At 51.8% G+C, this 13,843-nt stretch carries 11 protein-coding genes and 4 tRNA genes; 1 reads left to right on the top strand and 14 read right to left on the bottom strand.

Annotation, left to right across the window (positions count from 1 at the left end):
- Positions 1–55: 55 nt before the first annotated feature.
- From rpoB to EDF75_RS26820, 12 genes are all read right to left on the bottom strand, one after another.
- The gene (rpoB, locus tag EDF75_RS26880) at positions 56–4,084 is read right to left on the bottom strand and encodes a DNA-directed RNA polymerase subunit beta (protein ID WP_123706645.1); all 4,029 of its coding nucleotides are present in this window, start codon (positions 4,082–4,084) and stop codon (positions 56–58) included.
- A 320-nt stretch (positions 4,085–4,404) separates the two neighbouring features.
- The gene (gene rplL / locus EDF75_RS26875) at positions 4,405–4,770 is read right to left on the bottom strand and encodes a 50S ribosomal protein L7/L12 (protein WP_004118416.1); all 366 of its coding nucleotides are present in this window, start codon (positions 4,768–4,770) and stop codon (positions 4,405–4,407) included.
- A 66-nt stretch (positions 4,771–4,836) separates the two neighbouring features.
- On the bottom strand, positions 4,837–5,334 hold the full coding sequence (gene rplJ / locus EDF75_RS26870; protein ID WP_041143540.1) for a 50S ribosomal protein L10: 498 nt from the start codon (positions 5,332–5,334) through the stop codon (positions 4,837–4,839).
- A gap of 417 nt (positions 5,335–5,751) precedes the next feature.
- Positions 5,752–6,456, bottom strand: coding sequence for a 50S ribosomal protein L1 (rplA, locus tag EDF75_RS26865; RefSeq protein WP_133601470.1), 705 nt, complete (start codon positions 6,454–6,456; stop codon positions 5,752–5,754).
- A 3-nt stretch (positions 6,457–6,459) separates the two neighbouring features.
- Positions 6,460–6,888: a 50S ribosomal protein L11 gene (rplK, locus tag EDF75_RS26860; protein WP_041143538.1), complete on the bottom strand. Its 429-nt coding sequence runs from the start codon at positions 6,886–6,888 to the stop codon at positions 6,460–6,462.
- A 155-nt stretch (positions 6,889–7,043) separates the two neighbouring features.
- Positions 7,044–7,589, bottom strand: a complete 546-nt coding sequence (nusG, locus tag EDF75_RS26855; RefSeq protein WP_041143537.1) for a transcription termination/antitermination protein NusG — start codon at positions 7,587–7,589, stop codon at positions 7,044–7,046.
- Position 7,590: 1 nt separating this feature from the next.
- Entirely contained in the window at positions 7,591–7,974 is a 384-nt protein-coding gene (gene secE / locus EDF75_RS26850; RefSeq protein ID WP_041143536.1) for a preprotein translocase subunit SecE, read from the bottom strand.
- 229 nt (positions 7,975–8,203) lie between these two features.
- Positions 8,204–9,388: an elongation factor Tu gene (gene tuf, locus EDF75_RS26840; protein WP_041142972.1), complete on the bottom strand. Its 1,185-nt coding sequence runs from the start codon at positions 9,386–9,388 to the stop codon at positions 8,204–8,206.
- A 116-nt stretch (positions 9,389–9,504) separates the two neighbouring features.
- Positions 9,505–9,580 (bottom strand) — tRNA-Thr (locus EDF75_RS26835).
- Between the two features lie 5 nt (positions 9,581–9,585).
- Positions 9,586–9,660: transfer RNA gene (locus EDF75_RS26830), tRNA-Gly, on the bottom strand.
- 120 nt (positions 9,661–9,780) lie between these two features.
- Positions 9,781–9,865 (bottom strand) — tRNA-Tyr (locus EDF75_RS26825).
- Between the two features lie 10 nt (positions 9,866–9,875).
- Positions 9,876–9,951: transfer RNA gene (locus tag EDF75_RS26820), tRNA-Thr, on the bottom strand.
- A 519-nt stretch (positions 9,952–10,470) separates the two neighbouring features.
- Between EDF75_RS26820 and coaA the strand changes: the two genes are divergently transcribed.
- Positions 10,471–11,421, top strand: coding sequence for a type I pantothenate kinase (gene coaA / locus EDF75_RS26815; protein WP_128879336.1), 951 nt, complete (start codon positions 10,471–10,473; stop codon positions 11,419–11,421).
- Between the two features lie 26 nt (positions 11,422–11,447).
- Here the strand turns inward: coaA and birA are convergent, their stop codons facing one another.
- Entirely contained in the window at positions 11,448–12,410 is a 963-nt protein-coding gene (gene birA / locus EDF75_RS26810; RefSeq protein ID WP_041143533.1) for a bifunctional biotin--[acetyl-CoA-carboxylase] ligase/biotin operon repressor BirA, read from the bottom strand.
- A complete protein-coding gene (gene murB / locus EDF75_RS26805; protein ID WP_133601469.1) occupies positions 12,407–13,435 on the bottom strand; it encodes a UDP-N-acetylmuramate dehydrogenase in 1,029 nt (342 codons plus the stop codon). The genes birA and murB overlap by 4 nt, the downstream gene beginning before the upstream one ends.
- Between the last annotated feature and the right edge of the window lie 408 nt (positions 13,436–13,843).

The following is a 13,843-nucleotide window of genomic DNA, read 5'->3' as shown; positions in this document are numbered from 1 at the left end:
AGCACAATCTGGCGCCGGGTATGACCCCGGCACCAGTGACCTGTTTGAGCGAGAGTTACTCGTCTTCCAGTTCGATGTTGATGCCCAGCGAGCGAATCTCTTTCAACAGTACGTTGAAGGATTCCGGCATGCCCGGTTCCATCTGATGGTTGCCGTCCACGATGTTTTTATACATCTTGGTACGACCGTTAACGTCATCAGACTTGACGGTAAGCATTTCCTGCAGGGTGTATGCCGCGCCGTAAGCTTCCAGCGCCCATACTTCCATCTCACCGAAGCGCTGACCACCGAACTGAGCCTTACCACCCAGCGGCTGCTGAGTAACCAGGCTGTAAGAACCGGTAGAACGCGCATGCATCTTGTCATCAACCAGGTGGTTCAGTTTCAGCATGTACATATAGCCGACGGTAACCTGGCGTTCGAACTGCTCGCCGGTACGACCGTCGAACAGGGTAATCTGACCGGAAGTCGGCAGGCCACCCAGCTGTAACAGTTCCTTGATTTCAGACTCTTTCGCACCGTCGAATACCGGCGTTGCGATCGGCATACCTTTTTTCAGGTTTTCAGCAAGACGCAGAACTTCATCATCGGTGAAGGTATTCAAATCAACCTTCTGGCGAACGTCTGTACCCAGATCGTACGCTTTCTGGATGAATTCGCGCAGCTTGGCGACTTCCTGCTGCTGTTTCAGCATGGCGTTGATTTTCTCGCCGATGCCTTTCGCAGCCATACCCAGGTGGGTTTCCAGAATCTGACCGATGTTCATACGAGACGGTACGCCCAGCGGGTTCAGTACGATGTCTACCGGCGTGCCGTTTTCATCGTAAGGCATATCTTCGATCGGGTTGATCTTAGAGATAACACCCTTGTTACCGTGACGGCCTGCCATTTTATCACCAGGCTGAATCTGACGTTTAACGGCCAGATACACTTTAACAATCTTCAGCACGCCAGGTGCCAGATCGTCGCCCTGAGTAATTTTACGGCGTTTCGCTTCGAGTTTTTTCTCGAACTCGTGTTTCAGTTCGTCGTACTGCTCAGCCAGCTGCTCCAGCTGATTTTGTTTCTCTTCGTCGGCCAGGCCCAGTTCCAGCCAGCGGTCACGCGGCAGCTTGTCGAGCTTCTCAGCTTCAACGCCGCCGGAGACCAGCACCGCGTAGATACGACCAAACAGGCCAGCTTCGAAGATCTGCAGTTCTTCAGACAGGTCTTTTTTCGCCTGCTTCAGCTGCATTTCTTCGATTTCCAGCGCACGTTTGTCTTTCTCAACGCCGTCGCGGGTAAAGACCTGAACGTCGATAACGGTACCGGAAACACCGTTTGGTACGCGCAGAGAAGAGTCTTTAACGTCAGACGCTTTCTCACCGAAGATCGCGCGCAGCAGTTTCTCTTCTGGCGTCAGCTGGGTTTCACCTTTCGGTGTGACCTTACCAACCAGAATGTCGCCGCCGGTCACTTCTGCACCGATGTAAACGATACCGGATTCGTCCAGTTTAGAGAGCGCAGCTTCACCCACGTTCGGGATATCAGCGGTGATCTCTTCCGGCCCCAGCTTGGTGTCACGGGACACGCACGCCAGTTCCTGGATATGAATCGTGGTGAAACGATCTTCCTGAACCACACGCTCGGAGACGAGGATGGAGTCTTCGAAGTTGTAGCCGTTCCACGGCATGAACGCTACGCGCATGTTCTGACCGAGAGCCAGTTCACCGAGGTCGGTGGACGGACCGTCTGCCAGCACGTCGCCGCGCTCAATTGGCTCACCCAGGGACACGCAAGGCATCTGGTTGATGCAGGTGTTCTGGTTAGAACGGGTGTACTTGGTCAGGTTATAGATGTCGATGCCGGCTTCGCCCGGGTACATCTCATCATCGTTAACTTTGATAACGATACGGGATGCATCCACGTACTGAACGGTACCGCCACGTTTAGCAACCGCAGTAACACCGGAGTCAACGGCAACAGCACGTTCCATACCGGTACCAACCAGCGGCTTATCAGCGCGCAGAGTCGGAACCGCCTGACGTTGCATGTTCGCACCCATCAATGCACGGTTGGCGTCATCGTGTTCCAGGAACGGGATCAGGGACGCACCGACGGAAACCACCTGCTGGGTGGATACGTCCATGTAGTCAACCTGGTCGCGGCTGAACAAGCTGGATTCGCCTTTACTACGGCACGTTACCAGGTCTTCTTCAAAGTGGCCTTCGTCATCCAGGTTGGAGTTCGCCTGAGCGATGACGTAGTTACCTTCTTCGATAGCAGAGAGGTAATGAATTTCGTCGGTGACAACGCCGTCAGTCACTTTACGATACGGAGTCTCAAGGAAGCCGTATTCGTTAGTCTGTGCGTACACGGACAGGGAGTTGATCAGACCGATGTTCGGGCCTTCAGGCGTTTCGATTGGACATACGCGACCGTAGTGAGTCGGGTGTACGTCTCGAACTTCAAAGCCTGCGCGTTCGCGGGTCAGACCACCTGGGCCGAGGGCAGAGATACGACGTTTGTGCGTAATCTCGGACAGCGGGTTGTTCTGGTCCATAAACTGAGACAGCTGGCTGGAACCAAAGAACTCTTTCACTGCTGCGGAAATCGGCTTGGCGTTGATCATATCCTGAGGCATCAGGGTATCCAGATCGCCCAGGGACAGACGCTCTTTAACCGCACGCTCTACGCGAACCAGGCCAACGCGGAACTGGTTTTCCGCCATTTCGCCAACGGAACGGATACGACGGTTGCCGAGGTGGTCGATATCATCGACTTCGCCAATACCGTTACGGATACCGATGAGCTTCTTCATCACCTGAATGATGTCGTCTTTGCTCAGGATACCGGAACCTTCAATTTCGTCACGCAGCAGAGAACGGTTGAACTTCATACGACCAACCGCGGACAGATCGTAGCGGTCTTCGGAGAAGAACAGGTTCTCAAACAGGTTTTCAGCCGCTTCACGAGTCGGCGGCTCACCCGGGCGCATCATGCGGTAGATTTCTACCAGCGCGCTCAGACGATCGTTGGTCGGGTCGACGCGTACGGTTTCAGAGATGTACGCACCGTGATCGAGATCGTTGGTGAACAGAGTTTCGATGCGCTTATGACCGGACTGGCTCAGTTTGGCCAGCAGATCGAGGCTCAGCTCCATGTTCGCCGGGCAGATCAGTTCGCCGGTCGCTGTATCGACATAGTCTTTAGCAGCAACTTTACCCGCAATGTATTCAACCGGAACTTCGATAAGCTTAATATCGTCTTTTTCCAGCTGGCGGATATGACGAGCGGTAATACGGCGTGCTTTTTCGACGTAGATCTTACCGTTAGCTTCGATGTCGAAGGACGCGGTTTCACCACGCAGACGCTCCGGAATCAGCTCCATCTGCAGCTTGTTGTCGCGAATTTCAAAGACCACTTTTTCGAAGAACAGGTCAAGGATCTGCTCAGTGGTGTAATTCAGCGCGCGCAGGATGATCGTTGCCGGCAGCTTACGACGACGGTCGATACGGACAAACAGGTTGTCTTTCGGATCGAACTCGAAGTCCAGCCAGGAACCGCGGTAAGGGATGATACGTGCGTTATACAGGACCTTACCGGAAGAGTGAGTCTTACCTTTGTCACTGTCAAAGAAGACGCCCGGGCTACGGTGCAGCTGAGAAACGATAACACGCTCGGTACCGTTGATAACAAAGGTACCGTTGTCGGTCATGAGCGGAATTTCGCCCATGTAGACTTCTTGTTCTTTGATGTCTTTAACGGTGCCTTCCGGCGCTTCACGCTCGTAGATCACCAGACGCAGTTTTACGCGCAGCGGTGCCGAATAGGTCACGCCACGGATCTGACACTCTTTAACATCAAATACTGGTTCGCCCAGGCGGTAGCTGACGTATTGCAGCTCGGAATTACCGCTGTAGCTTTTAATCGGGAACACGGAACGGAAGGCTGCTTCCAGACCATATTGCCCTTCAGGATCTTGCTCGATAAACTTCTGGAACGAATCAAGCTGGATAGAAAGGAGATAAGGTATGTCCAGAACCTGCGGACGTTTACCAAAATCCTTACGAATACGTTTTTTCTCGGTATAGGAGTAAACCATAGGGTTCCTCAGCTCGCTGACAAGTCGACCCGTCTGCCTCAGAAAGGCAGTTTTTTATGCAACACTATTTTGTGGACCGGAAAATGGAACACTTTCCGCAATACCTGTTGCTATCACGCTTAAACCATTTCGTCGCGATTTACACAGAGCGAGCACCCTGTCGCAGTATATTAAGTCGTCGATAGAAACATGCATTGTCAGGACAACCAGCAGTCAAACAGTGTGAAATGCTACTGGCGCCTTACAGCGCAAAAAGGCTGGTGACTAAATAGTCACCAGCCATCAGCCTGATTACTCAGGCTGCAACCGGAAAGGTTGGCTTATTTGACTTCAACTTCAGCGCCAGCTTCTTCCAGAGATTTTTTCAGTGCTTCTGCGTCATCTTTGCTGATGCCTTCTTTCAGGGCAGCAGGTGCAGATTCTACCAGGTCTTTAGCTTCTTTCAGACCCAGGCCAGTTGCGCTACGTACTGCTTTGATTACAGCAACTTTGTTAGCGCCAGCAGCTTTCAGAATTACGTCGAATTCAGTTTTTTCTTCAGCAGCTTCAGCCGGGCCAGCAGCTACAGCTACAGCAGCAGCAGCGGAAACACCGAATTTTTCTTCCATTGCAGAGATCAGCTCAACAACGTCCATTACGGACATAGCGGATACTGCTTCAATGATTTGATCTTTAGTGATAGACATTTAAATTGTTCCTGAATATCAGAATAAGTTTATACGTAAGCGAGTGCTTTATAAAGAAATCTGCGATTAAGCAGCTTCTTTCGCATCGCGTACAGCAGCCAGAGTGCGAACCAGTTTGCCAGCCGAAGCTTCTTTCATGGTTGCCATCAGGCGTGCAATTGCTTCGTCGTAGGTCGGCAGAGTTGCCAGGCGGTCGATATTCGACGCCAGGATCAGCTCGCCTTCAAAGGCTGCGGCTTTAACCTCGAATTTTGCATTCGCTTTCGCGAACTCTTTGAACAGACGAGCGGCAGCGCCCGGGTGTTCCATAGAGTATGCAATCAGGGTCGGACCAACAAACGTGTCTTTCAGGCACTCGAACTGAGTACCTTCAACGACGCGGCGCAGCAGGGTGTTGCGGACAACACGCATGTAAACGCCAGCTTCACGACCTGCTTTACGCAGTTCAGTCATTTTATCTACAGTAACGCCACGGGAATCCGCAACTACTGCAGACAGCGCGCCTTTGGCTACTTCGCTGACTTCAGCAACAATCGCTTGTTTGTCTTGAAGATTTAAAGCCATTAGCTTTGCTCCTGGATGTTTGCCAGAGCTCATGCTCTGGAACTCACTTCACTCTATTCAACGAATAGAGCGTCTTAATACGGTGAGCAGAAACAAGCCAGAGTATCCAAAAATAATCTTAGCGTTCTGTCACCGTCTACGCAGGGCATTAAGTTTCTTGCGAAACACCTGCGGTCTTCGACGGAGGCCTGGATAGGCCAGGCTCCAACGAACAAATTCTTTCTATGTCTTCGTTCTTCGAACCACAGCTGCGCTAGCTGCTTTCACTCACACCGGTCACGTAGTCAACTACGCTCCCGGCGATTCACTCAATTGCCGCCTTGCTGCAATTCGAATAACTCGCATAGCCTCTGTTTATTTCAACAGAATCGTGGGGGTAGAATTGTAGACAAATCCACCGCCCACGTAAAGCTAATCTTAGTTCGCAGAAGCGCTCAGACCAGCCTGATCAACGGCAACGCCAGCACCCATGGTGGTGGAGAGGCTAACTTTCTTGATGAAAACGCCTTTTGCCTGAGTCGGTTTTGCTTTTTTCAGCGCAACCAGCAGGGCTTCCAGGTTTTCTTTCAGTTTGTCAGCGTCAAAGTCCACTTTACCGATGGTGGTGTGGATGATGCCGTTTTTGTCGTTACGATAGCGAACCTGACCTGCTTTAGCGTTCTTAACAGCTTCAGCAACGTTCGGAGTAACGGTACCCACTTTCGGGTTTGGCATCAGGCCGCGCGGCCCCAGAACCTGGCCCAGTTGGCCAACAACGCGCATTGCATCCGGGGAAGCAATAACAACGTCGAAGTTCATTTCGCCTTTTTTGATCTGGTCTGCCAGATCTTCCATACCTACCAGCTCGGCGCCTGCAGCTTTAGCAGCTTCAGCGTTCGGGCCCTGGGCAAATACGGCTACGCGAACGGAACGACCGGTACCGTTCGGCAGTACTGTTGCACCACGGACGTTCTGGTCAGATTTACGAGCGTCGATGCCGAGGTTAACGGCAACGTCTACGCTTTCGGTAAATTTAGCGGTGGCCAGCTCTTTCAGCAGAGCAATAGCTTCGTTGATGTCGTACTGTTTAGTCACATCAACTTTGTCACGGATCACGCGCATACGCTTGGTCAGTTTAGCCATTTCTTAATCCTCTACTACCAGGCCCATGGAACGTGCAGTACCTTCAATGGAGCGAGTCATCGCTTCAATGTCAGAACCAGTCATGTCGGCAGCTTTGGTCTGCGCGATTTCCTGCAGCTGAGCGCGGGAAATTTTACCTACTTTATCTTTGTTCGGCTTACCGGAACCAGACTTGATGCCTGCAGCTTTCTTCAGCAGAACGGCAGCCGGCGGGGTCTTGGTAACAAAGGTAAAGGAACGGTCAGCGTAAACGGTAATAACAACCGGAGTCGGCAGACCTTTTTCCAGAGATTCTGTTTTGGCGTTGAACGCTTTACAGAATTCCATGATGTTCACACCCTGCTGACCCAGTGCTGGACCAACCGGCGGGCTCGGGTTTGCCATACCAGCTGCAACCTGCAGCTTGACGTAGGCTTGTACTTTCTTAGCCATTTAAATTTCCTCGTTTGGGTATAACGCCTTTAGAAAGGCTCCCCGTTATCAATATCGTCTTACGGACACAGGGTCCATAAAAACAAAAGGCGCGAAATTGTATGTCAATTTCGCGCCTCATGCAACGATTAAATCGCTGCTTTTTTGATCGTCGCTTAGGCTTTTTCTACCTGAGCAAAGTCCAGCTCGACCGGAGTCGCACGGCCAAAGATCGAAACAGAAACCTTCAGGCGGGACTTCTCGTAGTCAACTTCTTCAACAACGCCGTTGAAGTCAGCAAACGGACCATCGCTGACGCGGACCATTTCGCCCGGCTCGAACAGCGTTTTAGGACGCGGCTTATCGCCAACCTGCTGAAGACGGTTCATGATCGCGTCGACTTCTTTGTCGCTGATCGGCGCAGGACGGTCGGATGTACCGCCGATAAAGCCCATCACACGCGGTACGCTGCGCACCAGGTGCCAGCTTGCGTCGTTCATCACCATCTGGACCAGAACGTAACCCGGGAAGAATTTGCGCTCGCTCTTGCGGCGCAGGCCACCACGGATTTCGACCACTTCTTCGGTCGGAACCATGACTTCGCCAAACAACTCTTCCATATTGTGTAATTTGATATGTTCACGCAACGAGGTAGCTACGCGACCTTCAAAACCGGAAAACGCCTGAACGACGTACCAGCGTTTTTTAGGAGCTTCAGACATCTCAGAACCTCAGGCCAGTGATAAAGGATACCAGGCGAACCAGAATACCATCCAGTCCCCACAGGATCAGTGACATTACCGCAGTTACCGCGGCAACAATCAGCGTGGTGTGCAACGTTTCCTGGCGAGTAGGCCAGATTACCTTGCGGACTTCGGTTCTCGCTTCACGGGCGAAAGCTACGGTCGCCTTACCTTTTGTGGTTAACAGCGCGACGCCACCGGCAGCAGCGATCAGAATCACCACGGCCAGCGCACGCACTGCCAGCATAATGTCACGATAAAGGAAGTTGCCTACGATGGCCACAATCAGCAGCACGGCAACGATCGTCCACTTCATCGCTTCCAGGCCGCGCCCGCTCCCTTGAGCTTCGGTATTCGCACTCATAAACCAACCTGTCACAAGAATTCAGACAAATAATTTTGCCCCGCGAGAGCGAGGCAACCAAACCGAAATGCTCTGCTGCGTTTCGGATTTAACGCCCTCTACAGAGCCTGTCTCAGCAATGATTATGACAAAAAAAATCACTGATGAGCCAGGTTCTGGTTCGAAAGCGTGCAAAAAGGGCATCAAATGATGCCCTTTTATTGCGCATTGCGTCAAATGTTATCAGCGATTAGCTGAGAACTTTAGCAACAACGCCCGCGCCAACGGTACGACCGCCTTCACGGATTGCGAAACGCAGACCGTCGTCCATCGCGATCGGGTGGATCAGGGTAACAACCATTTTGATGTTGTCGCCCGGCATTACCATCTCTACGCCTTCCGGCAGTTCGATGGTGCCAGTCACGTCAGTTGTACGGAAGTAGAACTGCGGACGGTAGCCTTTGAAGAACGGAGTATGACGGCCGCCTTCATCTTTGGACAGGATGTAAACTTCAGATTCGAATTTGGTGTGCGGCTTGATAGAACCCGGCTTAGCCAGTACCTGACCACGTTCGATTTCTTCACGTTTGATACCACGCAGCAGAACGCCAACGTTCTCACCAGCACGGCCTTCGTCCAGCAGTTTGCGGAACATTTCAACGCCGGTACAGGTAGACTTAGCGGTGTCTTTGATACCAACGATTTCAACTTCTTCGCCAACTTTAACGATACCGCGCTCTACACGACCGGTAACAACGGTACCACGGCCGGAGATGGAGAATACGTCTTCGATAGGCAGCAGGAACGGCTTGTCGATAGCACGTTCTGGTTCCGGGATGTAAGAATCCAGGTAGCCAGCCAGTTCAACGATCTTAGCTTCCCACTCTGCATCGCCTTCCAGCGCTTTCAGAGCAGAACCACGGATGATCGGAGTGTCGTCGCCCGGGAAATCGTACTGAGACAGCAGTTCACGAACTTCCATCTCTACCAGTTCCAGCAGCTCTTCGTCATCAACCATGTCGCATTTGTTCAGGAACACGATGATGTACGGAACGCCTACCTGACGACCCAGCAGGATGTGCTCACGAGTCTGCGGCATCGGGCCGTCAGTCGCAGCAACAACCAGGATCGCGCCATCCATCTGAGCAGCACCGGTGATCATGTTTTTAACATAGTCGGCGTGGCCCGGGCAGTCTACGTGTGCGTAGTGGCGAGTCGGGGTGTCATATTCAACGTGGGAAGTGTTGATGGTGATACCACGAGCTTTTTCTTCCGGTGCGTTATCGATCTGGTCGAATGCGCGCGCAGAACCACCGTAGGTTTTAGCCAGAACGGTAGTGATTGCAGCAGTCAGCGTTGTTTTACCATGGTCAACGTGGCCGATAGTACCGACGTTAACGTGCGGTTTTGTACGTTCAAACTTTTCTTTAGACATCGATTGTCCCTCTAAGACACGGATAAATCGGTGATATCACCACATCAACCAGGCAACATGCCCGACTTGTTGAATGCAATAGAATAGAGAGAAACAGGGAAGGAGAGATAAAGAAGTGGTGCTGATACCCAGAGTCGAACTGGGGACCTCACCCTTACCAAGGGTGCGCTCTACCAACTGAGCCATATCAGCACGTCTGGAGCGGGCAGCGGGAATCGAACCCGCATCATCAGCTTGGAAGGCTGAGGTAATAGCCATTATACGATGCCCGCATCCTGAAACTCGGCTACCCAGTTCTTTCTATAACAAAAAAAAGAGAGTTATCTCTTTTCTTTGTTTGAGCTGATTAGCTTAACCAATCAACTCTGGCTCCGCAAAGCGTTGCCGAAAGATGGTGGTGGGGGAAGGATTCGAACCTTCGAAGTCGATGACGGCAGATTTACAGTCTGCTCCCTTTGGCCGCTCGGGAACCCCACCAGGCACTTGATGGTGCCGACTACCGGAATCGAACTGGTGACCTACTGATTACAAGTCAGTTGCTCTACCTACTGAGCTAAGTCGGCATCAAGTAGCGCGCATTTTAGGGAGACCTGCGGATTCATGCAACTAAAAAATTGCATAAATCGTTCTATCGCTCATATTTTGCTCTCAAACACCAAAAAGCGGTGTAATTTCAATCGATGAAGAACAAAAAAACACCATTCCTCTCGCAATATTTCCATTCAAAGCCCGCTGCGGATAGGCAAGGGACGCATTTTGCTGCGGCGGCATCGCTTTTGCCGCGTCCCCGGCACAATAAAGTCGCTTTGCTCTCTGCTATATAATGGATAGCTGATTGGCCTGAGCGACTCGTTGACTGCATCATCGGCGTTTACTGCCCGCCGCCGTTTGCCCCGCATGAGCTTTGACGTCCTTTATTCACAAATTTCACTCTTGTGATGTTGGCGTGAGAAAGCATCATTCAATGCGTTTTTTTCTTATTATTCCCTGCAATCTGGTGTTACCCTCCTGCCCATTGTCCTGATTAACTTATGTGAAGCATCTGCGCCTGTCTTTAATTTGGCGATGGTAAGAAAATGCTTATGAGCAAAAAAGAGCAAACGTTAATGACACCTTATCTACAATTTAACCGCAACCAATGGGCTGCACTTCGTGATTCCGTCCCGATGACGCTAACAGAGGAAGAAATCACGCGGTTAAAAGGCATCAACGAAGATCTTTCGCTGGAGGAAGTCGCGGAAATTTATTTGCCGCTGTCGCGTTTGCTTAATTTCTATATCAGTTCCAACCTGCGTCGTCAGGCCGTACTGGAACAGTTTCTTGGTACTAACGGTCAGCGTATTCCGTATATCATCAGCATCGCCGGTAGCGTCGCGGTAGGTAAAAGTACAACCGCGCGCGTGCTGCAGGCGCTGCTTAGCCGCTGGCCAGAGCATCGGCACGTTGAACTGATCACCACCGATGGCTTCCTGCATCCTAATGCCGTATTGAAAGAACGCGGCCTGATGAAGAAGAAGGGCTTCCCGCAATCTTATGATATGCACCGGCTGGTCAAGTTCGTCTCCGATCTGAAATCAGGCATCGCCAACGCTAAAGCCCCGGTCTATTCACACCTGATTTATGATGTTATTCCCGATGGCGATAAGACGGTTTCCCAGCCGGACATTTTAATTCTTGAAGGATTAAATGTTTTACAAAGCGGGATGGATTATCCACACGATCCGCATCATGTATTTGTTTCTGATTTCGTTGATTTTTCTATATATGTTGATGCGCCGGAAGAAATGCTGCGGAGCTGGTATATCAATCGTTTTCTAAAATTCCGTGAAGGCGCATTTACCGATCCTGACTCGTATTTCCATAATTACGCAAAGCTCTCGAAAGATGAAGCAGTCAATATAGCCACATCGCTGTGGAATGAGATCAACCTACTGAATCTAAAAGAAAATATCCTGCCAACTCGTGAAAGAGCGAGTCTGATAATGACCAAGAGTGCCAACCATTCGGTCGACCAGGTCCGCTTGCGGAAATAAAAAAGGGAGCCTCGGCTCCCTGTTATTTATTCGGCGCTGCGTAGCGATATTTCACCGCCAACCCATGGTTTAATCACCCCATCCTGCTCAAGTAATAATGCTCCCTGAGTATCGATGCCACGTGAAATCCCGAAGATCTCTTTATCTCCGATAATAAGCTTAACCGGGCGATTGAGGAAATTATCTAATTTTTCCCAGCGCGACAAGTAAGGAGCCAGCCCTTCCTGTTCAAATAGCTGCAGTCCCGCCCGTAGCTCTTTAATCAGGCGCGCGGCCAGCGCATTACGGTCGATAGAGACTCCGGCTTCCTGCAGGCTAATCCAGCCCTGATTGACCACATCAGACTCCACGCGCCGCATCGCCAGGTTGATCCCTGCACCGCTCACTATCTGCGCCGCATCGCCCGTTTTTCCCGTCAACTCCACCAGGATGCCGGACAGCTTCCGGTCCTGAAGGTACAGATCGTTTGGCCACTTGACGCGAACCTTATCGGCGCCGAGGCTCTGAAGTACCTCAGCAATAACAATGCCAATCACCAGGCTCAAGCCTACCGCTGCGGCAGGTCCCTGCTCCAGTCGCCAGTAGATGGAAAGATAGAGATTCGCACCGAAGGGTGAGAACCACTTGCGCCCGCGGCGACCGCGCCCAGCCTGCTGATATTCCGCAACACAGGCATCGCCAGACTGAAGCTCGTTAAGCCTGTCCAATAAATACTGGTTTGTGGAATCAATCACCGACAGCACGGTGACGCGGCCCTGATCGATCTGTCCGGCAATCAGCTCTTCATTTAGTAATTGAACCGGTTCCGGAAGGCTGTAGCCTTTACCTGGGACGGTAAAGACATCAACTCCCCAGTCGCGCAGCGTCTGAATATGCTTATTGATTGCAGCCCGGCTCATTCCCAGACGTTCGCCAAGCTGCTCGCCGGAATGAAACTCGCCGTCAGCCAGAATAGATATCAGGGTCAGGGGAATGGTGTTGTCCCTCATGCAATCGCCTCCTCAGCGTTAACTTCACCGGTTGCGCCAATAAAGCGGACTTCGGGCTGCAGCCAGACGTTGAACATCTCGCCAACCCGCTGGCGGACGTAGTGAGCAAGATCGATCACATCATCGCTGGTTGCATGATGGTCATTGATTAATACCAGCGCCTGCTGGCGATGTACTGCCGCACCACCGATGGTTTTCCCTTTGAGCTGGCATTGATCGATAAGCCATCCAGCGGCCAGCTTGATGCTGCCATCCGCCTGCGGATAGTGCGGCGCATTTGGGAAAGCGGCCAGCAATTCATGCCCTTTCTCCGCGCTAATTACCGGGTTTTTAAAGAAGCTGCCGGCGTTACCATTTACCTTTGGATCGGGAAGCTTGGTCATTCGCATATGGCAAACAGCATCAAATACCTGTCGAGGCGTCACGGTCTTTGGGTCAAGACGGGCCAAATCGCCATAGGTCAGCACCGGCTGCCAGACTTTAGGCAACCTGAGGCCAACGGCCACTATGGCATAGCGATCCTGATATTCATGTTTGAAGATACTATCCCGGTAGCCAAAACGGCACTCGTTGGCCGAAAGCCGCTGTTTGTGCCCGGTTGCCAGCTCAATACAGTCGACATACAGGCAGACACGCTGGAGCTCGACGCCATAAGCACCAATATTTTGAATGGGTGAAGAGCCAGCGCAGCCAGGGATCAAGGCAAGATTCTCCAGGCCCGGCATTTCTTTATCTAAAGTAAACTGCACCAGATGGTGCCAGTTCTCCCCTGCCCCAACGTGTAGATGCCAGGCTTCAGGCGTTTCTGTAACCTCAATCCCCAGGATGCGGTTGATAATGACCGTACCAGAATAATCCTTTAGAAAGAGCACGTTGCTTCCTTCCCCGAGGATTAAGACCGGCTGTTCCTCTGCGGTGGCATCCTGCCAGGCAGACAGTAGCTGTTGCTCATTTTCGGCGCGCACAATTGCTTTGGCTGTACGATCGATGCCAAAGGTATTCCAGGGTTTAAGGGAGTGATTCATAGTGGCTTCCTGATGCAAAATCTGCACTAGTTTACCGTATATGTCAGGGGAAGGCTTGTTCGGTTTGGTCGCTGGTCGCTGGATATTCCCGGATCGCGGCGCCCAGCGCCCGATCCGGGCGGCGTCCGGCCGCTTTTCCTTAAACCGCAGACAACAAAAAAACCCCATGCCTGCGCATGAGGTTTTTTTGTTTGTTTGCCTGGCCGTTGTATGCCGGGCCTCCTGCCCGCCACCCTCCGGGCAGCACGGCGTGCTGTGCAAATTCGTTCCCGACGAATTTGTCCTCCTCAGGAGAGCGCTTACCGACAAACGTCAGACAACAAAAAAACCCCATGCTTTCGCATGAGGTTTTTCTGTTTGTTTGATGCCTGGCAGTTCCCTACTCTCACATGGGGAGACCCCACACTA

This window comes from Klebsiella sp. BIGb0149 (genome assembly GCF_004362605.1).
Taxonomy (GTDB): Bacteria; Pseudomonadota; Gammaproteobacteria; order Enterobacterales; family Enterobacteriaceae; genus Klebsiella; species Klebsiella terrigena.
The sequence above is the reverse complement of the archived record's forward strand: the minus strand, read 5'-3'. Positions and strand labels throughout refer to the sequence as shown.